Below are 20,321 nucleotides of genomic sequence, written 5' to 3' on the forward strand. Positions count from 1 at the left end.
ATACGACCTAGACTGGTTGGGTGAGTGAATCAACTGATCAGTACGCGCTTCCCGCCAATTTTTCCGACCGCGTCTTTGGCGTGCTGCTGGCCGCCGCCGACGGGGCAACCCATGCCCGTGACGGGCAGGAGCCCGGCGAGTCCGAGACCCTTGCCCTCTACCTGCTCGACGGCCTTCTCGAGGCCCTTGAATGGGCGCAGCAGGGCGTGGCCTCCGACGAGGCTGCGTGCATGTGGCTCGGCGGGCTGCGCTGGTACAAGCTGGTGACCGGCTCCTTCCCCGAGGATTCACCACGGCCGTTGCCGCGCTGGATCGATGAGGCGTTCGCCGGCTCGGGCAACTTCGCACCCGGTGACACACAGAACCTGCTGGCCTTGGCCAACCCGGACATGGCCACGGTCGGCCGGCCCGCATTCCGCGAGGCCGATTCCGCCGGCGTGCTCACACGCGCCGCCCTGGTAGCACTGCTGCCAAGGGTCGATGAGGACACCACGCGCAGGATAGCCGTCGATGCCTCGGCGCTGACGCACGGTTCACCGGCCGCGCACCGCGCCGCCGGGCAGGCTGCCTTGGTCATCCGTGCCGCGCTGGAATCGGGGACCGACTCGATCCCCACCTGGGCGCCGCTGGTTGCCGATCTTGGGGGCGAGGCCGGGGCCGCCCTGCAGCTGGCCGTTGGGTTCGTTGCCGAAGGGCTCGCACTCACCGATCCCAAGGCCGCCTACGATTCCGTTTTCGAGGCACTGGGCGAGGAACCCGATACCGACACCGCGGCCTTTGCCGCGATGCTGCTCGCAGCGGTCCAGGGCACTGATGCCGTGGCCCATCGTCCGGCCTCGGTGCTTGATACGGTCCTGGATTCAATGCATGATCGCTGGGTTGCACTGACCGTCGGTCAGTAGCCAACACCAAGGGCGCTGCTCCAAGGAATGTGGCGCAGCGCAGGTCCCGATCCCTTGCCAAGGGCGCCTCAGGTGCCGGTGAAACCGTCGATCATCTGCAAAAACTCTCCCTCGGAGAGGATGGCAACGCGCTGTCCAGCCTCTTGGAGGCGCAGCACCCGCTTGGCCTTTCCGGTGAGCCTGCCGGTTGCCAGGTCCTCGGGCACGAAGCCGTCACCAACCACCAGCACGGTGGTGGCGCGGGTGACCCGGCTGGCGGTGTTGGCTCCGAGCACGGCTGCGCTGTCCTTGGCCACCTGGCGGGAGATGCGCAGGTTTCCGGTGAACACCACCGTCTCCCCGAAGAGCGGGTGTGCCGGATCGGCATCCGGGTTTCCCGTGCGGTCCTCGCCTTCTTGCGGCCAGGCAGCCCACGCGGGCTGGACCGGAACAAGGTTCCCGCTGGCGGCCCATCCCTGGGCGTCGCGGGTTGCCTTGGACAGTTCGTCGCCTGGGGCGTAGGCCGGGGCGAAGCCCATCTTCACTTTCAGCGTTTGCGCGGCCGTGGCGACCGCATCCACCTGCTGCCGGTTCGCGATGTCGATCATAATTTGCGCACATGCACGGGCATCGGCCAGTGCGTCGTGGTGGTTCTCCATCGGGGAACCGGCTTCCTGCGCCACGAACGGCAGCGAATAGGAAGATAGTTCGTAGGTGCGCCGGGACATCTTCACGGTGCAGGCGTAGTCATAGGCCGGTCCTGCCAGGTTGGAGACCTCCAGTGCCGAGCGGATCACGCCCAAGTCGAAGGCCGCGTTATGCGCCACGAGGGTGTCGGTTCCGATGAAGTTGGCCATCGGAGTGAACAGTTCGCCGAATCGCGGGGCCTCTGAAACCATTTCGGAGGTGATCCGGTGGATCATCACGTTGCGCGCGTCGAAGTGGTCGAAACCCTCCGGAGGGCGCATCAGCCAAGACGCCTCCTCTACGATGTTTCCGTTGCGCACACGGCTGAGCCCGACACTGCAGGCGGAGCCACGGAACCCGTTGGCGGTTTCAAAGTCGATCGATGTAAAGTCCAGAGCCACGCACCAGATCCTACCGCCGTTCGCCCGCGCCTTGGTCACCGAGGTGCCGGCATGTGGCGCGAATGACAGTGTCCCGGCCTTCCCCGGCGGTCGAATCCGGGTCACAACCACAACGCTGGACCTACACCACTCCCGTACGAACAAACGCCCCGGGAGAGTCGCGAGGAACTGGTCGCCTAAGAGTCCGGCCTGCTACTTGATTCCAAAGTCGAATCCACCATTTTGGTGGTGGCCAAACCGCTCTCGCAAGAAGTTGCCGGTGCTGGTCAGATCCGCCGACGTTTGGTGGTGACGGGTGGAGTGGAGCGTCTCGGACTGTCCAAGGAGGAGCCTAAGCTGCTCATCGAGTTCCTCGTTGGGTGTCCTGCCGTTTGGTTGCCGCCTTTCGACCATGCTCGGGGGTATGGCCAGATACCCTTGGAGAACCGCTGGCAGGTACTCGCCCACGACGGCTTCGAGCTCATACTCAAACCGTGCATCGCCACAGGGTTGCCGATTTTCCGTGTCGAGAACCGAATCGAGCATCTGGCAGGTTTCCAGGATGGTGACGTAGGTATCTCCGGGGAGGCGGTGCTTGTTCTGCTTGGCTTGCGCGCTGACCCATGCCAGGGCGGCCGAAAGGTTATCCAACGAGCGGGCGGAGGCAGCTGCCGCCGGGGAGGGATAGGAAGTCGATGGCGCTGCTGCGTTCATCGGCTCCGTGGGGTCGCCCGAAGATTTTCGCACTCTCCTGGGGATCCAGAGATCCCGAAGCATATAGGAGCGCACGGCTGAGACGATCATGACCCCGAATCCCAGGAAGGCCGTAACACCGAAGCCGGAAGTTGCCACAGCGCCCAGGAAGAGCGCCGCGTAAAGCCCACCTTCAAGCAGCACTTTTTTGTTCTTGGCACCGATACCGATGATCAGCACCAAAAATGCGATGAAGGGAAACAGCATGAAGACCAGTACTACCTTGAAGATGTTCCCGAGCGTGAGTCGCGACATCATGAGTTCTTCCGTGGGTGCGAAGTGGCGCCGTCAGAGGCATGGCTGCGCTCAAGCTGATGACGCGCGCGGGTGACTTGGCCCTCAAGGACCTGAACCGTCTGTTTCATCGACTGGCCCGCTTCCACCTTGAACCTGTCGATCTCGTCCATGGCCTGGAAGACGTTGTCGAATGCCTGCTGCAACTTGGCGGTGTCGATCGTGGCCTGGGCTGCCTGCTGGTGGATGGCCGCGCCTTGGGATCGAAGAAGTTCGGAGGTAGCGACAATCATGTCCGATGTGGTCGAGTTGAGGGCATCGATTTGTGCCAAGACGATCTTTTGCTGGGCGAGGGCTTGAGCAACGATCACCGCAACCCGCAGCGCAGCCAGAGTGGTGTCCAGCGCCCGATCAACACCCTTGATCAGCTCCGAGTTGTTCTTCTTGACTACGTCAAGCGCCAGGTACCCCTGGATGGAGACTGCCATCTGCGTCAACAAGTCTTGGTGGCGCTGGCGGACGTAGAAGAGCGCTTCCACTTCCAACGTCGTGGCGTCGTCCATCAGGTCCGCATTCCGCAGTTCCTCAATCCGGCGCTCCAGCCCGTCTCCCAGCTGGCCCGCAAGCACGGCGTAGTTCGCCAGCTGTCCCATCGCCGCCCAGAGGGCATCGCGTTCGGTCTGGATGGCGGCGTTGTCTTGTCTCAGCTCGTCTTGGCCACCCTTGAGTGCTTTGGTAATGGCGTTTAGCTGCTCCTGTGCCGACTCGTACTTCAAGAAGTACCGCTGGATGGCGCTGCCTCCGGGCAGGAACTTCAAAATGCGCTTCTTGCCGGTTAAATCATGGCGCTTGGGATCGAGTTCGCTGACGATCTGGCGCAATTGAGCCAAAGTGTTTCCGGTGCGCGACGCCGGGTCTGCTCCGGTCGCCGCGAGAGCGGCTGCGGGCCTCTGCAGCATCCGGTTGGATGCCGCACTGGCCTGCTGCATCGTTCCCTCGCCAAGCCGGGTCAACTGGGCTAGCTTGGTCTGGAATTCAGGGCTTTGGAGCGGGGTCGCAACCAAGTCATCAAGAAAGCTCTTGGCGTTCTCGGCGTGCTTCTTCTGCGCGTCGGCATCGACAAGAACCATGCCGCCGACCTTCTGGGGGGCAAGAACCTCAACTTCGGCCACAGGCATCGGCGGCTGCAACTCCAGTGGGTTTTCCACCTGCGGGGACGAATTCGACTCGAGGTCAAGCGGGTTGGACATCAGGCACTCCTTGGCATAGCTGGCTTAACTTCCAGTCTACTAAGGTTTATTAGCGGATTGCCGCTTATCGCTGCCCGCATCTGCACATCCTGCCCCCCGCCCAGCTGCGCAGCCGCCGGAGAATTATCCAGCCCGCCAAACGTCTTCAGGCGTACGCTTCCGCCCAAGGATTGCCGCTGGCGCAAAACTCGATGGTGTGCCGCTGGATAACCCTAACTCGCGGCAACGATCAGGTCCTTGCCTGCCTTGGCACGCTCTTGTCTCACGACCCCGGACGGACATCACTGCCAGGAAGACCACCACGTGCTGAGGGCTCCTCAAGAACAGTTCTACGAAATGCCGTTCCCGGGCACGGGCCCAGGTGGACTCCATATTCCCGCGGCAGGACCAGGGCGTGAGGTGGTTTGGTGCAGCCGCGCACCTAGGTGGTCGCGCGACGCATGGTCAAATAGGAACCGCCGGCCAGCACCAAGCACAGTGCTCCGAGCAGAACTCCCAAGCCCGTCACGGTGGCACCGCCGACCCAGGTCCAGAACCCCATCCACCAACTGTTCAGGGTCAGCACACCGATCCCGGCAACCAGCAGGAGCGCGAAACCGATGCCCGTCACCAGCAGGCCCGTGGCCTTCCAGCGCATGTAGATCGTTGCGCACCAGAAACCGACCATGAACAACATCACCATGAGCACGAAGTAGAAGAAGATCTGCACCGCCGGGTTGTTCTGCGCGATCCAGCCCAACGCAAAGAGCTGTCCGTTCATTCCCCACCCGTCGGTGGCCTTTTCGATCACCCCGAGCACGTAGAAGAGTACAGAATACCCTAGCGCGATCGAGGCGAAGAGCCCCAGCGTGCCGAGATAGAAGGTCTTCCTCGACACGCTCATGGCCTGTGAAAACGGGAAGGTGTAGACCAGCGACTGGATTCCCAGGGCCAGGAAATACCACATGACGGCCTGGCTCGAGCCGGAGACCAAGACACCGTCGGTGACGTCCTTGGGAATCAACGCCCACACAGAGAAGGTCAGGGCCGTGGAACCTGCCAGGATGATCATCGGTATCCCGAGGAACGTCCATTTGTTGATCAGTTGCATGCGGGCAACGTTCACGATGCGGTTCATCGCAGGACCTCCAGGCTTTCCTCTGTCTCTTGGCCGGCTTGCGCGGCCAGGGTGATGCGCACGATGAGTTGTTGCAGAGGAACCGCGGAGATTTCGAGGCCGGCTTCGGCTGCCGCTGCCCGCTGGGATTGGCTCAGCCGGGCCTTGATGGTTACCGAGGCCAGCGATCCGAGTGAATCGACGTGCAGCACCTCGTGGCCGGCGGTGAAGGCGTTGACCTTCTCCACGTTTCCCGTCACGGCGACGGCCGATCCGCGCAGCGACTCCGCGTCTTCGTTGAGCATGAGACTGCCCTCGTCCAGCAGCACCACGTGTTCAAGAAGGTTCGCGATCTCATCGATCAGGTGGGAGGAGAGCACGATGGTGCGCCGATGTTCGGCAAAATCCTCGACCAGGCGGTCGTAGAAGATCTGCCGCGCCACCGCGTCGAGGCCGAGGTAGGGCTCGTCGAAGAAGGTGATCTCGGCGCGCGATGCCATCCCGATGATCACGCCCACGGCCGAGAGCTGGCCACGGGAGAGTTTCTTGATCTTACGTTTGAGCGGCAAGGCGAACGCCGTGCTGAGCTCATCGGCCAGCTGTTGGGACCAGTTGGTAAAGAACATCGATGCGGCCCTGAAGGCTTGGGTGGCGGTGAAGTCCTCGGGGTATTTCTGGGATTCCCTGATGAAACAGATCCGCGAGAGCGTTGCATCGTCTTCGAAGGGATCGCTTCCGAAGATCCGGGTCTCGCCGCTGGTGGGAAATCCCTGCCCGCTGAGCACCGACATCAGGGTGGTCTTGCCCGCACCGTTTCTGCCAAGCAGGCCGTAGATCCGTCCGGGCTCGAGCGTAAGTGAAATGTCGTCCAACGCTTTGATGTCCTTGTAGGACTTGACGAGGTGACGCACCTGGATGGCGGCTGTGGAGGTCTTGTTCATCGAACGTCACTTCCTTCGAATGCCTCAGAGCCCAGGGCCTGGTTGACCATGGAGTTGAGTTGTTCCGCGCTGAAGCCCAGTTTTTTGGCTTCGCGGGCCAGCGGCACGATGTACTGGAGCCGGAAGTCCTGGCGGCGGGCCTCGAGCAGTTCCGCCCGGGCCCCTGTTGATACAAACATGCCAATTCCACGCTTCTTGTAAAGAATGCCGCTCTCCACCAAGAGGTTCACGCCCTTGGCTGCGGTGGCTGGGTTGATGCGGTAGTAGGCGGCGAATTCGTTGGTCGAGGGGACCTGTGATTCCTCGCTGATTGCCCCGGATACGATGTCGTTTTCGATCAGCTCGGCGATCTGCAGGAAGATCGGCCGGGAATCATCGATCATGTTCACTGCGAACCGCCTTCCGAGATTCCCTCCGTCGAACCACTACGTTGGTTCATCGGTTCATTACTTGTGTAACTAACCTAAATCCGATGACGGCTCGTGTCAAGGGATAAGGAGCACGAGGACTACCGGCACCGCGGTGCGGAAAGTCCGTGTGGCAGCAAAAAACCCGGCAGCTGCCCGCTCCCCCATGGGGAAGGTGCAACGACCGGGTTCTGCGAAGAGTGAGTCCGGAACGTATCCCTGATCAGTCGGTGGTGTCCTTTTCCAGTTCGCGCGAGGCGGCACCGGCTTTGGACTTTCGCACCTTAAGCACCAACCACAAAACGATCAACGCCAGGACCGCTACGATGACGATCTTCTGGAAGACGTCCGCGTAGGCCTCAACGATGTGCCAGTTTTCACCGAGGTAGTAGCCGGCCAAGACGAAGATCGAGTTCCAGATCAAGGACCCGGCAGCCGTAAGCGCCAGGAACCGCGCCTGGTTCATCTTGGTGATGCCCGCGGGGATGGAGATCAGCGACCTGAAGATCGGGATCATGCGCCCGAAGAACACGGCCTTGGAACCATTTCGGTCAAACCAGCCCTCGACCTTGTCCACGTCGCCCAGGTCCACCAAGGGCAGCCAGCCGAAAATCGCGCGTGTACGCGTCCGGCCCAACGCCCTGCCCACCCAGTACAGCGCGTAGGCGCCGACAAGGGAACCAATCGTGGTCCACAGCAGCGCTTCAACCAGCGAGAAGGACCCGCGGCTGGCGGTGAACCCGGCAAGCGGCAGGATAACCTCGGAAGGCAGCGGCGGAAACAGGTTCTCCAAGGCGATGGCCAGCGCAGCGCCCGGTGCCCCGATGAGCTCCATCAGGTGCACCGCCCAGTCGGCGAATCGTGAAATCAGGCTTCCACCGGAGGGATCGGCGGCCGCGGCCTGTAGCGCAAGCAAAGTATTCATCAACTTAAGTGTCTCTTAACGCGATGGGGATCCACTGGGTAGCTGCTGTGAATGTGTCCAAAGACTCAGCTGGTTCGGTGCCGTTTCAAGAGCATTGCTAAGACCCTCGCGCGCGTCCATCTTGCCAAGGCCAGGCCGGTCGCTTGCCCGGGCACGCGACGGGGTTCGCCTTGGTTACCCGTCCCCAGGCATGGCAAGGCTCCGGCTGCTGCTCACCCACCGCTGAGCACGGATTCCGATCCAGGACGATGTCTTGACTGCCCGATGTCACCCCGGTCCGGGCAGCGGGACAGCCCAGTGCCATCGGCACCGCTTTCCAAGCATCGAGGAGTGTCCATGTCACGACGTCGCGGGGGAAAGTAGTCGAGTCAAGGAGGGGATCACGAAGCGCCGGAACCGCTTGCGCTAGTCTTTTGGATCGGATTCCGGGTTTGCCTGGGCATTGCGGCGATCGATCTTCGCCACATTCAGCAGTATCCCGGATTCCTCCAACGCGGTGATCTGCGAATTCCCCGAGGGCAACACCAGCAAGTCCCCGGTCCGTCCCTCCCAGTGCTCATCCCCCGACGTCAACCGGATCCTACCGCTGAGCACCAGGATCGTTGCTTCTCCGGGATTGACGTGCTCCTTGAGTTCTGTCCCCGCAGCCAGGCCGATCACCGTTTGCCGCAGGGTATGCTCATGGCCGCCAAAAACGGTAGTGGCGCTGCGCCCGCTGGAAACCTGTGCCGCCCGCTGCATCTGGTAACGGGCCATGGCGGTGAGTGAAAACTTCTTCATGTTTCCTCGTCTTCCCCGGGGTTTTAGTTCTTGCCCAAGGATGGCCCCGTACTCATGCGCAGGTCAAGTATCGGATTTCCTCCGCACCACGGCTATGTCCCGGTGCCGGGCATTTCAGCGGCCGGGCCATCGGATGGACCGGCCAATCACGGTTACCAGCCATGTTCAATTTCGCGTTCTGGCGGTAGGTTGAAATGGAGTTGACACGCAAGGACATCGCGCCCGTGGCCCCGTCCCGCCGCAAGGCACTTGGTGTGCGCCGCATGGATCGCCGGATCGGAGGTGGGGATAGCGCCAACCCCCTGGTATCTGCAGTTTTCTAGGCACCCAGACACCGGTCGCTAACAAACCGACCGGACCCCCATGTGAGAGGACCGCGTTTCAATGACCACGAACTCCTTCAATTCCCGTTCCCAGCTAGAAGTCGACGGCAAAAGCTACGAGATCCACCGACTCGATGCCGTCGAAGGCTCAGCCCGCCTGCCCTACAGCCTCAAGGTCCTGCTCGAGAACCTGTTGCGCAACGAGGACGGCCGGCTGGTCACCCCCGAACAAATCAACGCCCTTGCGGCCTGGGACCCGGCGGCCGAGACGGCCAGCGAAATCCAGTACACCCCGGCACGTGTGCTGATGCAGGACTTCACCGGCGTCCCCTGCGTGGTCGACCTGGTTGCCATGCGCGATGCAATGACCGCCTTGGGCGGAGACCCGAAGAAAGTCAACCCGCTGATCCCCGCCGAACTGGTCATCGACCACTCCGTGATCGCCGACGTCTTCGCCCGCTCGGATGCCTTCAGCATCAATGCCGACTATGAGTTCAAGCGCAACCAGGAGCGTTACCAGCTGCTGCGCTGGGCCCAGCACTCCTTTGACGACTTCCTGGTGGTCCCGCCGGACACCGGGATCTGCCACCAGGTCAACCTCGAATACCTTTCCCGCGTGGTGTTCACCCGCGAAGGCCCCGACGGACCCCAGGCCTACCCGGACACCCTGGTCGGCACCGACTCGCACACCCCGATGGTCAACGGCCTAGGCGTGATGGGCTGGGGCGTCGGCGGCATTGAGGCAGAGGCCGCCATGCTCGGCCAGCCGATGAGCCTGCTGATCCCGCAGGTCGTAGGTCTCAAGCTCTCCGGTGAGCTGCCCGAGGGCACCACCGCCACCGACCTGGTGCTCACCGTCGCCGAGCTGCTGCGCAAGATCCGCGTGGTGGGAAAATTCGTCGACTTCTTCGGCCCCGGGGTTCCCAACGTGCCGCTGGCGACCCGCGCCACGCTGGGGAACATGTCCCCGGAGTACGGCTCCACCGGCGCACTGTTCCCCATCGACGACGAGACCCTTGACTACCTGCGCCTCACCGGACGCTCGGACCACCAGGTCAAGCTGGTCGAGGCCTACGCCAAGGAACAGGGACTCTGGCACGATCCCGAGCACATCCCGGACTTCAGCCAGGTCGTGGAACTGGACCTTGGCACCGTGCAGCCATCGATCGCCGGACCCAAGCGTCCGCAGGACCGCATCCCGTTGGCCGCCGCCCAGGGCGCGATACGCCATCTGCTCGCCGGGGACTCCCACGAGGATGCCATTGCCGGCGGCCTCGACGAGGCCTCCGAGGAATCCTTCCCCGCCAGCGATCCGGTGGCCATTAGCAGCCGCATCCCGCGTGATCTTCCCCCGTACGACTTCAGCACCGGGGAGGCCGCGGTCACCTGGCCTTCCAAGCCCACCGACATCGAGTTGGGGGGAGCGAAGCACAGCCTCGACCACGGCTCGGTGGTCATCGCGGCCATCACCTCGTGCACCAACACCTCCAATCCCACCGTGATGCTCGGCGCCGGGCTGCTGGCCAAGAAGGCCGCCGAGAAGGGGTTGCGTTCCAAGCCGTGGGTGAAGACGACGCTGGCCCCGGGCTCGCGCGTGGTCACCGACTACTACAACCGCTCCGGGCTGACTCCCTACCTGGAAACGCTGGGCTTCAACCTGGTCGGTTACGGCTGCACCACCTGCATCGGCAACTCGGGCCCTCTGATCCCGGAAGTCAGTGAGGCAGTGAACTCCCAGGACCTCACCGTCGCCTCGGTGCTCTCGGGCAACCGCAACTTTGAGGGACGTATCCACGGGGAAGTGAAAATGAACTTCCTGGCTTCCCCGCCGCTGGTCATCGCCTATGCGCTGGCCGGGTCAATGCACGTCGACTTGATCAACGATGCGCTCGGCGAGGACACCGAGGGCAACAAGGTCTACCTGCGCGACATCTGGCCCACCTCCGAGGAGGTCAAAGCGGTTGTCGATGCAAACCTCGAGGCCTCGATGTTCACCAAGGGATACGCGGATGTCTACCACGGGGATGAGAACTGGCGCGGGATGAACATTCCCGATGGTGACCAGTTCGCCTGGGACGAGGAGTCCACCTACGTGCAACACCCGCCCTACTTCGAAGGCGTGGGCCGGAGCCCCGAGCCTATCGGTGACATCACCGGCGCACGCGTGCTGGCCTACTTAGGGGATTCGGTCACCACCGACCACATCTCCCCAGCCGGCGCCATCAAGAAGGACTCCCCCGCGGGCGCCTACCTGGTGGAACGAGGTGTGGCACCGGCGGACTTCAACTCCTACGGTTCGCGTCGTGGCAACCACCACGTGATGATTCGCGGGACCTTCGCCAACGTGCGCCTGCGCAACAAGCTGGTCCCGGGCACCGAGGGCGGTTTCACCCGGCACCTGCCGGGAACCGAGACAACCACCATCTTCGATGCGTCACTGGCCTACCAGAAAGCGAACACGCCGCTGGTGGTGCTGGCGGGCTCGGACTACGGCTCGGGCTCCTCGCGTGACTGGGCCGCCAAGGGCACCTTGCTGCTAGGGGTCAAGGCCGTGTTGGCTACCTCGTTCGAGCGGATCCACCGCTCCAACCTGATCGGCATGGGGGTGTTGCCGCTGCAGTTCCGCGACGGAGAAACTGCCGAGTCGCTCGGGCTCACCGGCGAGGAAGTCTTCTCCATCACCGGGCTGGCCGACACGCAGTCGCTGCCCAAGGAGGTCACCGTGAAGGTGGAATCCGACGGTGATGCCCGCGAGATCACCATGCGCGTGCGCACCGACACCCCCGCCGAGGAGTCGTACTACCGTCACGGCGGTATCCTGCAGTACGTCCTGCGCCAGCTCCTGGACGCCTAGGCCATAGCAGCAGGCCAGAGACGAGCTCGGTTCGGGCCAGGTGCGGGATTTGATCCCGCACCTGCTCCGACGCCGTGTTTCGCCACATCGAACCGTCAATTGGCTGATAACCCGGCGGAAAATCAGTAGGCTGGAAATGCGGATAATACGTTCGTGAACCAACAGCCACCCCGGAAGGTGTAAACGTTATGAGTATCGGTGCCGGAATATTGCTCTTTGTTATCGGTGCGGTTCTTCGCTTCGCCCTGAACGTGGAAGTGAGTTGGATCGACCTGCCGTTTGTCGGGAACTTGCTCATGGGCGCCGGAGCGTTGGTCTTCGTGCTCGGACTGGTCTTCACCTTCCGCAGCCGACGGACGGTTTCGACGCAAAGGACCGTCAGCGGACGCGACGACGTTGACGGGGTCACCCGGACCACGCGCACCGTGGATGACTCGGAGATCTAGGAACTGCACACGCCATCGTCCCGGCTACGGGCACGTACGCGTTGCCGGGCTCGTCGCATGCTGAGGCGGATACGGTTGATTTCCGCCAATGCTGGCAAAGGATGCAGGGGATACATGAACGAGCATTGATACTTGGCGGCGCCGGGGTCCTGGGCCGCGCCGTCTCCCACCGATTGCTGGCCGCCGTTTGGTCCGTGCATGTCACGGGGAGCGATGTCACCAAGATGCCCACCGACCTCCTCGAGGACGGCGCCCGTTTCCTGGCCTCGGACAGGCACGAGAACGAGCAGCTGGCCCGGGCTGTCGGGGCCGGCGCCGAGCTGCTCGTCGATGCCGCCTGCTACACCGGGGCACACGCAAGCACACTGCTCCCCCACCTGGCAGACGTGGATTCCACGGTGATGTTCTCCAGCAAGGCCGTCTATGTGGACGCCGCCGGAAACCACGTGAACTCCGATGCCGTCCCGCATTTCCACGCACCCATCCCGGAGACCGCCGCGACGCTGGACCCGGGGCATGGGGACTTCACCACCCTCGAAGGCTACGGCACCAACAAAGCCGCCGCCGAGCATGTGCTGCTAGACAGCGGCGCACCGGTGACGATCATTAGGGCATCGAAGGTCCACGGCGCGGGTGCGTCCAATCCTCGTGAATGGATGTTCCTCAAGCGCATCCTGGATCGGCGGCCAGCGGTGTTTCTTGCCGATTCCGGCCGCGGCGGCGACCACACCACGGCAGCGGTGAACACCGCCGCCCTGGTGGAAACCGTGGCCGCCCATCCCGCTGCGCGCATCCTGAACAGTGCCGACCCGGATGCTCCCACGGGACTACAGATCACTCGCACCATCGCAACCCACATGGGCCATCACTGGCGCGAGGTGCTGCTCGATGGCATCGCGGATCCCGACCTCGGGGACCACCCGTGGAACTCCACCCCGCCGATCCTCCTGGATACGAGCGCTTCGGTCGCACTGGGGTACCGGCCAGTGTGAACCTACGGGCAAACCATCACCGCGCAAATCGACTGGCTGCTTGCCTCCGTCGCCAACCGACCACGAGATGAGGACCGGAGCTTCTCCCGTTTCACGCACTACTCCCTCGAGGATCGATACCTCCGCTCGGTTTGATGCGGGCCGGGGACAGGCTGCGCGCGGTATCCGCTAGTGCGTGGGTTCCCCCGGATCCACACCGGTCGCGATGGCTTGCAGCGCCGCACTGTGAGTGGCCAAGGCCTTCATGCCGGCAGGCGTGGCCCTGATCCAGGTACGTGGCCTGTTCGCGACGTATCCCTTGCGAACGCTGATGTAGCCCGCCTCCTTGAGTAGGGCTACCGCCTTGCTCAGCGCGGAGTCCCCCGCCTCGACGAGTTCTGCGAGGGTGGCGAAATCAATCTCGAGCTCGTTGCGCAATGCTGCCATGGCGGAGAACCGCACGGGGGTCTTCAGTGCGTCATCGAGCAGGTGCCGCGGATGGCCGCGCGAAGGCTTTCGTTCGCTCATTGCCGCCGTCCGGGCATCAGCGCAGCGGCAATAAGGGGCACGGCGATGACCAAGCCACCGGCAATCCCGACAAGCGGTGCGTCCATAGCGGCCTTGACCACGATGAGGGCTAGGGAAAACATCAGTCCGGCCGATGCAGCGCATGCGGTCCAATGCCGTTTCATCCATTGGGATCCCATGCTTGTCAGGTCCCAGCGGGCATGGGCAAAGCCAATCAACGCCAGCAAGATGATGCTCAGAACGAAGGCCGCAAGCGGAAACCATTCAAACACCAGGATGGCACCGGTGAACCCGAAATACAGGCCAAGGCCCGCGGTGGCCCATCGGGCACTGGTTCCCAACGGCGGCCGTGGAACCGGCTCAGCATGCTCGACAATGGTGCCGGGGACTCCCTTCGGCCAGGCATTGGTGGCCAGCCCGGCAATCACCGCAAGGACTGCGGCGACGATGATGCACACCCACCACGGAAAACCGACCCCGAAAAAACTTGCCGCAGGCACTGCCATGAACACCAAGATCCCCAGGAACAAGAACAGCAGCTTGCGTCCCTGGAGCGGTTTGACCTCCGCAATGGGGAGCCTGTTGCGCAATCCCTGGACAAGCATGAGACCTGCCAGCAGTGGAATCAGCAAGAGGTTCGCATACGATGCCGCGGAGGCGGGGTTCGCGGCCAGGCCGTTGCCCTGGTCGGTGAACAGCAAAAGGAATGTTGCGGCGTAGGCAAACAAGACATCCGGGGACCATCGCTTGATCAGCGGCTGTACGCGGGAATCGATACCGGCGTGGGCCTGAGGGCTCACGGATTCGGCGTCCCGCAACAAACGTGCTGCATCGAGCCTGTCGATATGCGGATCTTCTTCTGGCTCGCGGCCCTTCCGTGAACTGCGCGTGATTTCAGGTTAGCATTTACTTTCCGTTCGGAAAGTTGAATATTTCGCGGCGCAGGGACATGGGCGGCCATTGCACCGACAGGAGCCGATGCGGCTTGCTCCCCGGTGCCGGGGACCTGCCGGCGCCCTCCAACCGAGTGCGGCCCAACCGCTGCTAGCCACCTACCCGCCGTTGTCGATGTGTTTGATCCCGCGCATCAAATGCCTTGCGGCGACAAGACCCCCGCAGGGTGCGTTTCCACTCACCCGGTGGGGCAAGCTCCCCTGCCAGCAGATTTGAACATTGAGGTGAACACGGAGATCGCAACTGGCAACTTGTTGCTCAACTGCCCATACTGAGGGGTATGAGAGCATCTGCAGTTGGCGCGCAATTCCTTGGTGGCACCGAGGATTCGGAACCACGGGCATGAACACCCACCTTGAACGCCTGGCACAGGTCGCGGAGATCCTCAGCCGCCACGGAATGGGGTCGCTCGCTGCGGCCACCGGGGTGGGCAGGTGGCGCGTGGCCCAAGCCATGGGCTCAAGACCCCCGATTTCCAACCCCCACCGCATCCGGCTCGCACTCGAAGAGCTCGGCCCAGTGTTCATCAAGCTCGGACAGATGCTCTCCACCCGCCCGGACCTGTTGCCCCCGGGATATCTCACCGAGCTTTCCAAGCTTCAAGACGGCGCACCTGCCGTAAGCGCCGAAGCCATCCGTTCGACCATCGAGCAGGAGCTGGGCGCCACGCCGGAAGAACTGTTTGCTTCCTTCGACAACAAGCCCTTGGCCAGTGCATCGATCGGACAGGCCCATGCTGCGACGCTTTTCGACGGCACCGACGTCGTCGTCAAGGTTCGCCGCCCCGGCATTGTCGCACGTGTCAACGAGGACCTGGAGATCCTGCAAAACCTTGCCACCTACGCCAGCCACAACTGGACGGCAGCCGCCGACTTCAACTTCGGTGAAATCGCAGCCGACTTCGCCGCAACACTGCGCGCAGAACTCGACTACCTGCAGGAAGGGCGCAACGCGGAGCGTTTCGCCACAAACTTCGCTGATTTCGAGGGCATCCACTTTCCCAGGATCTTTTGGACGACAACAAGCACCAGGGTGCTCACCATAGAACGGATCCGCGGCATTAAGGTCGACGATGCCCAGGGACTGGCAGAGGCCGGAATCGACACGCATGAAGTTGCTGACCGCGCGACCCGGGCCGCAGCCAAAATGATCTTTGAGGACTGCTTCTTCCACGCCGACCCGCACCCAGGAAACTTGTTTGTCGAAAAGGCGGGCACCATCGGGCTGATCGACTTTGGAATGGTTGGCGAAGTGAGCCCACCGCTGCGTGAACGGTTGGCCAAACTGCTCCAGGCATTCACGGCGAACAGCCCCGACCGGATCAGCAACGCGCTTCTGGAACTTTCCACCGCACCGCCGACCACCAGCCGCAGTGCGTTGCGCCATGACACCGCCCGGTTCATCGAGGCATACCAAGGCAAGACACTAGGCGAACTGGAAATCGGTCCGCTGGTCGTGCAACTGCTAGCCATCTTGCGCAACCATCATCTTCAACTGCCACGTGAGATGGCACTGCTTGCCAAGATGCTGCTCATGACCGAGGGAATGGGCACCCGCCTGAATCCGGATTTCAGCCTGGGCAAGGTGCTCAAGCCCTATGCCACGGCCATGGCCATGGAGCGTTTCGAACCGCGCAAGCTCGCCCAGGGATTCTCCCGGCTGGGCATGACGGTAGCCGAGCTGGGCATGGATCTGCCCGAAAAGCTGGAACGATTGCTTGGGAGCATGGATGACGGCGTCGAAGTTCATTTGCAAACATCCGAATTGGAACCGCTGGTTCTCCGTGCAGAGCAGATAGGCAACCGGCTGGTCGCCGGGATGGTCGCTGCCGCCTTCATCCGAGGCATCGGGGATGTGGCGACGGCGGACAGCAAGCGGCTAAAAACCTGGGGGAAGCCCCTGGTGGCAGGCGCCGTTGGCGCCGTGGGAGCACTGTCCACCTACTTGGCCTGGACCGGGCGACCGCGAGGCGGACGGCGGTGATGCTTGTCGCTCCGGGCCTGGAGACAACGCCTGCTGCCCAGCACCGCGGAACCCAATCGAGCATGCTTTCCACCTTGCAGACTGCTTTCGGTATCCGATGAATTCATCCGTGCGGATGTCATCGACACCTGCGCCGTTGAGCAGGTCGCGCATTATGGCGACCAACCCGGCCGGGCCGCACAGGTTATGGATCGGCGAGCCCAGATCACCGATGGACCCGCCGGGCATGTCCTAATCGATGCGACCGGTTTCCCCGTTCCAGGCCCGTTGCGATGCCCCAAGCTTGGTCCTGGGCCTCCGGCATCCGGACCCTAGAATTGGAAGGGGATGCCGGGAACCGAATATCCCCCCATCCAGTAGGGCGTATAGCCGTAGTAGTCGAAAGCGTCTTGGTGGTAGGAGCGGGTGCCCACCAGCTCGGGGTCATACGGCGGTGCACCGGCCACGCGTTCACGGGTCTGGTCGATGTGGACCTCCTCCTTGGCGATGCGTGCGATCGCATCGACGGGAATGAAGGACTTGCTCACACCCATTCCCAGGAACCCGCCGGATTCCACCAGCAGGAAGCGGACCGTGTTCTCGCTCTGGTCGATCAGCAGGTCCTCGACCTTTCCGATCACCTCGCCTTCCTTGTCCTTCACCACGTACCCGCGGATATCCAGGTCACCGAGCTTGATCGTTTCCTTGATGTCGCTAAGTTTCACCAGCTGGTCGTTCTGGTCATGCTTTCCCATGGTTCGTCCTTCCCGAAAATGGTGTCCGATGCCGCGCGCGAATCCCCGCCGCATCGGTTTCTAGTGACCGCTGCCGGCCAGATTGTTGCCCTTGGCGGCAATGCTGCCCAGAAGGTTCTTCCACGAGGCCTCAAAAGACTCGGTTCCCTCGCGTAGGAGCTCTTTGGCCAATGCCTCGTGCTCGATGCCGAACTCAGCGAAAGATGCCAGTGTCTGCTTGGCGCCCCGGGGGCTGGACTCCTGCAGGTCCCCCACCACGCCGTGCTCGCCAAACGCCAGCAGCGTGGCCTCGGGCATGGTGTTAATGGTAAATGGTGCGCTAAGCGCCTCGATGTACAAGGTGTCCGGAGCATTCGGGTTCTTGGTGGAGGTGCTGGCCCAGAGCAGGCGTTGCGCCCTGGCACCTTCATTGGCCAACCGGCCCCAGCGCGGGGAATCAAACAACCTACGGTACCCCTGGTAGACCTGCGTCGAGACCGCGATGCCCAACCGGTCCTCGAGATGGCCCGGAACCCGCCCGGCGACCGCCTTATCCCACCGGCTGACGAAGACCGAGGCCACCGAGTGGACCACGGGATTCCGGCCGGCGGCCACCCGCCGCTCGATGCCCCTTAGATATGCCTCAGCGGCGTTCTGGTATTGCCCGGCCGAGAAAAGCAGGGTCACGTTGATGGGTACCCCGGCGAAGATGCACTCCTCGATGGCCGGCAGTCCCTCCGGGGTCCCGGGGATCTTGATGAAGATGTTCGACCGTCCGGCCTTGGCATGCAGAGCCTTGGCTTGTTTTATCGTGGCACCGGTGTCATGTGCCAGCAGCGGGGATACCTCCAGGGAAACCCAGCCGTCCACCCCGTCGGTTTGTGCGTGTATGGGGGCAAAAATATCCGCAGCACGGCGCAGGTCGGCGATGGCCAACTCGAAGAAGACTTCCTCATCCGGGGTCCCGGCGCCCTTGGCTGCCGCGATGTCCTGGTCGTAGTCCGAACCGGTCCCGATGGCCTTCTCGAAGATTGTCGGATTGGAGGTCAGCCCGGTGATCGAGTCCTCTTTGACATAGTGCTCAAGTGTGCCCGAATCCAGGAGGCTTCGGGTGATGTTGTCCAGCCAGAGGCTTTGGCCCGACTCATGCAGCTGCTGTGTGGGTTTCATCGTGCGTCCTTGTTTCTCGGGGGTTTGATTGTTCACCGGAACTTTATGCTCTTTCATTGCCCGGCAAGTTTCCGTGCGGCTGCCACGATATGCCGGGAAGAGATCCCTGCTGCGTCCAGGAGTTCGGCCGGCTTGCCCGAGGTGGGCAGTGACTGCACCGCGAGGTGTGCGATATTCAGTGCTGGCACGGAGGCGTCCGCCAATGCTTCAAGCACGGCACTGCCCAGTCCCCCTTCGGGGTAGTGGTCCTCCACCACGACCAGGCGGCTGCCGGTGGCCATGCACGCCTCCACCAGGGCATCACGGTCAATCGGCTTGATGGAGTAGGCGTCGATGACCCGGGCCTGGATGCCCAGTCCGCCAAGCTCCTTGGCCGCTGCCAGGCATTCGTGAAGCGTCACTCCTGCCCCGATCAGTGCCACTTGGTCCCCGGGGGCGGCATGGTGCACCTTGGAACCGCCGATCGGGAAGGCTTCCCCGGCCGGGTAGATCACCGGGTAGGCGCCCCTGGTGGTGCGCAGGTAAACGATTCCCCGGGTATCTGCCATCGTCGCGGTAAGAGCTGCCGTGCAGGTGGCATCGCCCGGGTAAAGGACAACGGACCCGAACACGGCGCGCAGGGAGGCAAGGTCCTCCAACGCCATCTGGGATGGTCCGTCTTCCCCGATCTCAACCCCTGCGTGGGAACCGACCAAACGGATATTGGCACGCGAGATCCCTGCCATGCGGATGAAGTCGAAGGCGCGTGAGAAAAAGACGGCGAAGGTGGAAGCGAACGGGATGTAACCGCGCACCGCCAGGCCGACGGCCGATGCGACCAGCTGCTGCTCGGCGATGAACATCTGAAAGTACCGCTCGGGGCATACCGCCCCGAAGTCCTCGGCGTGCGTGGAGTTCCCGACTTCCCCGTCCACCACGACGATCTCCGGGCGGGCCGCCAGCGCGGCGATGGCTGCCCCGAAGGCCACCCGGGTGGCAACCTTTTCACCAAGTTCGAAAACGGGAAGATCGATTTTGGCGCCCGGGTCCGGCCTGATGGCCGGTTCCACCTGGCCATCGGCGGGCGAAGGGGAAGAGATCCGCAAATCCGTGGCTCCGCCCAAGACCTTGATCGCCCGTTCTGCCATGTCAGGGGGCAGCGCCTTGCCGTGCCAGCCGTTCTTGTCTTCAAGCTCCGGGACCCCCTTGGCCTTGATGGTCCTGGCCAAGATCACCGTCGGCTGGTCAGTGCCTTCGCGTCCCTGGCCCAATGCGGCATCGATGGCTTCCAGATCGTGGCCGTCGATGACGATGGCGCGGGCGCCAAAGGCCTGGACCCGGGCGGCATAGCGCTCCAGGTCCCATTGAAGTTCGGTGGGGCCTCGCTGGCCCAGACGGTTGATGTCCACGATCGCGGTCAGGTTCCCGAGCTTGTAGTAGCTGGCTTTGTCCAGTGCCTTCCAGATCGATCCTTCGGCCGTCTCGCTGTCCCCGCACAGCACCCACGAATGGTAGTCCAGTTCATCGAGGTACTTCCCGGCCAAGGCGATGCCGACGGCGTCGGGCAGGCCCTGTCCCAGGGAGCCGGTTGCCACATCGACCCATGGCAGCGCCGGGGTGGGGTGCCCGGCTAGGCGCGCGCCCAGCCGACGGTAGGTATTGATGAGCTCATCTGCATTGACCACCCCGACGGCCCGGTACATCGAATACAGCAACGGGGAGGCATGGCCCTTGGAGAAAATCAGGTGGTCGTTTCCCGGTAAATCGGGCCGGTCCCAGTCATAGCGCAGGTGTCCCACCAGCAGCACGGCCATCAGGTCCGCCGCCGACAAGGACGAGGTGGGATGCCCGGAACCTGCGCTGGTGCTGCAACGGATGGAATCCACCCGCAATTGCCTGGCCAGGTTGCTGCTGAGCTCGAGCTGGTCTTGATCCATCGTTGCGTTCCTTACCGTGCGCGGCCGGCAACCGATGCAACGTATCGCGTGCCGGGAACAGCCGGCTCTTCCTGGCACGGGGGCACTGCTCACGGATCGTATCAGCGGCACCTAGCCCCCTTGTGCTGG

The 20,321-nt window shown here is 62.9% G+C and carries 18 protein-coding genes; 5 read left to right on the plus strand and 13 right to left on the minus strand.

Going from position 1 to position 20,321, the window contains the following annotated elements; all coding sequences use genetic code 11:
• The first annotated feature begins 20 nt into the window (after positions 1-20).
• Positions 21-902 (plus strand): ADP-ribosylglycohydrolase family protein, encoded by an 882-nt coding sequence (locus tag ABEA12_RS03965; protein WP_210100450.1) that lies wholly within the window; start codon positions 21-23, stop codon positions 900-902.
• A gap of 68 nt (positions 903-970) precedes the next feature.
• Here ABEA12_RS03965 and ABEA12_RS03970 read toward each other — a convergent pair whose 3' ends face one another.
• From ABEA12_RS03970 to ABEA12_RS04005, 8 genes are all read right to left on the minus strand, one after another.
• The gene (locus ABEA12_RS03970; RefSeq protein WP_210100449.1) at positions 971-1,969 is read right to left on the minus strand and encodes a 3'-5' exonuclease; all 999 of its coding nucleotides are present in this window, start codon (positions 1,967-1,969) and stop codon (positions 971-973) included.
• Positions 1,970-2,161: 192 nt separating this feature from the next.
• Positions 2,162-2,959 carry a hypothetical protein gene (locus tag ABEA12_RS03975; protein ID WP_210100448.1) on the minus strand — a complete coding sequence of 266 codons (798 nt, stop codon included), beginning with the start codon at positions 2,957-2,959 and terminating at the stop codon, positions 2,162-2,164.
• Positions 2,956-4,185, minus strand: a complete 1,230-nt coding sequence (locus ABEA12_RS03980; RefSeq protein WP_210100447.1) for a toxic anion resistance protein — start codon at positions 4,183-4,185, stop codon at positions 2,956-2,958. The genes ABEA12_RS03975 and ABEA12_RS03980 overlap by 4 nt, the downstream gene beginning before the upstream one ends.
• A gap of 421 nt (positions 4,186-4,606) precedes the next feature.
• Positions 4,607-5,302: a hypothetical protein gene (locus ABEA12_RS03985; RefSeq protein WP_210100446.1), complete on the minus strand. Its 696-nt coding sequence runs from the start codon at positions 5,300-5,302 to the stop codon at positions 4,607-4,609.
• A complete protein-coding gene (locus ABEA12_RS03990; RefSeq protein ID WP_210100445.1) occupies positions 5,299-6,222 on the minus strand; it encodes an ABC transporter ATP-binding protein in 924 nt (307 codons plus the stop codon). The genes ABEA12_RS03985 and ABEA12_RS03990 overlap by 4 nt, the downstream gene beginning before the upstream one ends.
• Positions 6,219-6,605 carry a GntR family transcriptional regulator gene (locus ABEA12_RS03995; protein ID WP_210102517.1) on the minus strand — a complete coding sequence of 129 codons (387 nt, stop codon included), beginning with the start codon at positions 6,603-6,605 and terminating at the stop codon, positions 6,219-6,221. The genes ABEA12_RS03990 and ABEA12_RS03995 overlap by 4 nt, the downstream gene beginning before the upstream one ends.
• 247 nt (positions 6,606-6,852) lie before the next feature.
• Positions 6,853-7,554, minus strand: a complete 702-nt coding sequence (locus ABEA12_RS04000; RefSeq protein WP_210100444.1) for a DedA family protein — start codon at positions 7,552-7,554, stop codon at positions 6,853-6,855.
• A gap of 405 nt (positions 7,555-7,959) precedes the next feature.
• A complete protein-coding gene (locus tag ABEA12_RS04005; protein WP_210100443.1) occupies positions 7,960-8,334 on the minus strand; it encodes a cupin domain-containing protein in 375 nt (124 codons plus the stop codon).
• 384 nt (positions 8,335-8,718) lie between these two features.
• On the opposite strand from ABEA12_RS04005, the gene acnA reads away from it, so the two are divergent.
• The 3 genes from acnA to ABEA12_RS04020 all read left to right on the plus strand — a co-directional run bounded on the left by acnA (position 8,719) and on the right by ABEA12_RS04020 (position 12,949).
• A complete protein-coding gene (gene acnA / locus ABEA12_RS04010) occupies positions 8,719-11,511 on the plus strand; it encodes an aconitate hydratase (RefSeq protein WP_210100442.1) in 2,793 nt (930 codons plus the stop codon).
• Between the two features lie 188 nt (positions 11,512-11,699).
• On the plus strand, positions 11,700-11,957 hold the full coding sequence (locus ABEA12_RS04015; protein WP_210100441.1) for a DUF6458 family protein: 258 nt from the start codon (positions 11,700-11,702) through the stop codon (positions 11,955-11,957).
• 101 nt (positions 11,958-12,058) lie between these two features.
• Positions 12,059-12,949 (plus strand): NAD-dependent epimerase/dehydratase family protein, encoded by an 891-nt coding sequence (locus ABEA12_RS04020; protein ID WP_210100440.1) that lies wholly within the window; start codon positions 12,059-12,061, stop codon positions 12,947-12,949.
• Positions 12,950-13,117: 168 nt separating this feature from the next.
• Here ABEA12_RS04020 and ABEA12_RS04025 read toward each other — a convergent pair whose 3' ends face one another.
• Together ABEA12_RS04025 and ABEA12_RS04030 are read right to left on the minus strand one after the other, a co-directional pair.
• On the minus strand, positions 13,118-13,456 hold the full coding sequence (locus ABEA12_RS04025) for a transcriptional regulator (protein ID WP_210100439.1): 339 nt from the start codon (positions 13,454-13,456) through the stop codon (positions 13,118-13,120).
• On the minus strand, positions 13,453-14,256 hold the full coding sequence (locus tag ABEA12_RS04030) for a hypothetical protein (RefSeq protein WP_210100438.1): 804 nt from the start codon (positions 14,254-14,256) through the stop codon (positions 13,453-13,455). Before ABEA12_RS04030 ends, ABEA12_RS04025 begins: the two co-directional genes overlap by 4 nt.
• A gap of 496 nt (positions 14,257-14,752) precedes the next feature.
• Between ABEA12_RS04030 and ABEA12_RS04035 the strand changes: the two genes are divergently transcribed.
• A complete protein-coding gene (locus tag ABEA12_RS04035) occupies positions 14,753-16,393 on the plus strand; it encodes an ABC1 kinase family protein (protein WP_210100437.1) in 1,641 nt (546 codons plus the stop codon).
• Positions 16,394-16,704: 311 nt separating this feature from the next.
• Here ABEA12_RS04035 and ABEA12_RS04040 read toward each other — a convergent pair whose 3' ends face one another.
• The 3 genes from ABEA12_RS04040 to ABEA12_RS04050 are packed head-to-tail and all read right to left on the minus strand — an operon-like array spanning position 16,705 to position 20,192.
• The gene (locus tag ABEA12_RS04040) at positions 16,705-17,127 is read right to left on the minus strand and encodes a PRC-barrel domain-containing protein (RefSeq protein WP_210100436.1); all 423 of its coding nucleotides are present in this window, start codon (positions 17,125-17,127) and stop codon (positions 16,705-16,707) included.
• Between the two features lie 60 nt (positions 17,128-17,187).
• Positions 17,188-18,276: a transaldolase gene (gene tal / locus ABEA12_RS04045; RefSeq protein ID WP_210100435.1), complete on the minus strand. Its 1,089-nt coding sequence runs from the start codon at positions 18,274-18,276 to the stop codon at positions 17,188-17,190.
• 53 nt (positions 18,277-18,329) lie between these two features.
• Complete coding sequence (locus ABEA12_RS04050; protein ID WP_210100434.1) at positions 18,330-20,192, minus strand: transketolase; 1,863 nt, start codon at positions 20,190-20,192, stop codon at positions 18,330-18,332.
• Positions 20,193-20,321: the final 129 nt, after the last annotated feature.

The organism is Paeniglutamicibacter antarcticus (assembly GCF_039544305.1).
Taxonomy (GTDB): Bacteria; Actinomycetota; Actinomycetes; order Actinomycetales; family Micrococcaceae; genus Paeniglutamicibacter; species Paeniglutamicibacter antarcticus_C.

Bases quoted from the DNA above. Each gene is read 5' to 3' on its own strand.
- ABEA12_RS04035 (WP_210100437.1), top strand. From the start codon at position 14,753: ATGAACACCCACCTTGAACGCCTGGCACAGGTCGCGGAGATCCTCAGC.
- ABEA12_RS04040 (WP_210100436.1), bottom strand. From the start codon at position 17,127: ATGGGAAAGCATGACCAGAACGACCAGCTGGTGAAACTTAGCGACATC.
- ABEA12_RS04000 (WP_210100444.1), bottom strand. From the start codon at position 7,554: ATGAATACTTTGCTTGCGCTACAGGCCGCGGCCGCCGATCCCTCCGGT.
- ABEA12_RS04020 (WP_210100440.1), top strand. From the start codon at position 12,059: ATGCAGGGGATACATGAACGAGCATTGATACTTGGCGGCGCCGGGGTC.
- tal (WP_210100435.1), bottom strand. From the start codon at position 18,276: ATGAAACCCACACAGCAGCTGCATGAGTCGGGCCAAAGCCTCTGGCTG.
- ABEA12_RS03980 (WP_210100447.1), bottom strand. From the start codon at position 4,185: ATGTCCAACCCGCTTGACCTCGAGTCGAATTCGTCCCCGCAGGTGGAA.
- ABEA12_RS03985 (WP_210100446.1), bottom strand. From the start codon at position 5,302: ATGAACCGCATCGTGAACGTTGCCCGCATGCAACTGATCAACAAATGG.
- ABEA12_RS03990 (WP_210100445.1), bottom strand. From the start codon at position 6,222: ATGAACAAGACCTCCACAGCCGCCATCCAGGTGCGTCACCTCGTCAAG.
- ABEA12_RS03995 (WP_210102517.1), bottom strand. From the start codon at position 6,605: ATGATCGATGATTCCCGGCCGATCTTCCTGCAGATCGCCGAGCTGATC.
- ABEA12_RS04050 (WP_210100434.1), bottom strand. From the start codon at position 20,192: ATGGATCAAGACCAGCTCGAGCTCAGCAGCAACCTGGCCAGGCAATTG.
- acnA (WP_210100442.1), top strand. From the start codon at position 8,719: ATGACCACGAACTCCTTCAATTCCCGTTCCCAGCTAGAAGTCGACGGC.
- ABEA12_RS03975 (WP_210100448.1), bottom strand. From the start codon at position 2,959: ATGATGTCGCGACTCACGCTCGGGAACATCTTCAAGGTAGTACTGGTC.
- ABEA12_RS04005 (WP_210100443.1), bottom strand. From the start codon at position 8,334: ATGAAGAAGTTTTCACTCACCGCCATGGCCCGTTACCAGATGCAGCGG.
- ABEA12_RS04015 (WP_210100441.1), top strand. From the start codon at position 11,700: ATGAGTATCGGTGCCGGAATATTGCTCTTTGTTATCGGTGCGGTTCTT.
- ABEA12_RS04025 (WP_210100439.1), bottom strand. From the start codon at position 13,456: ATGAGCGAACGAAAGCCTTCGCGCGGCCATCCGCGGCACCTGCTCGAT.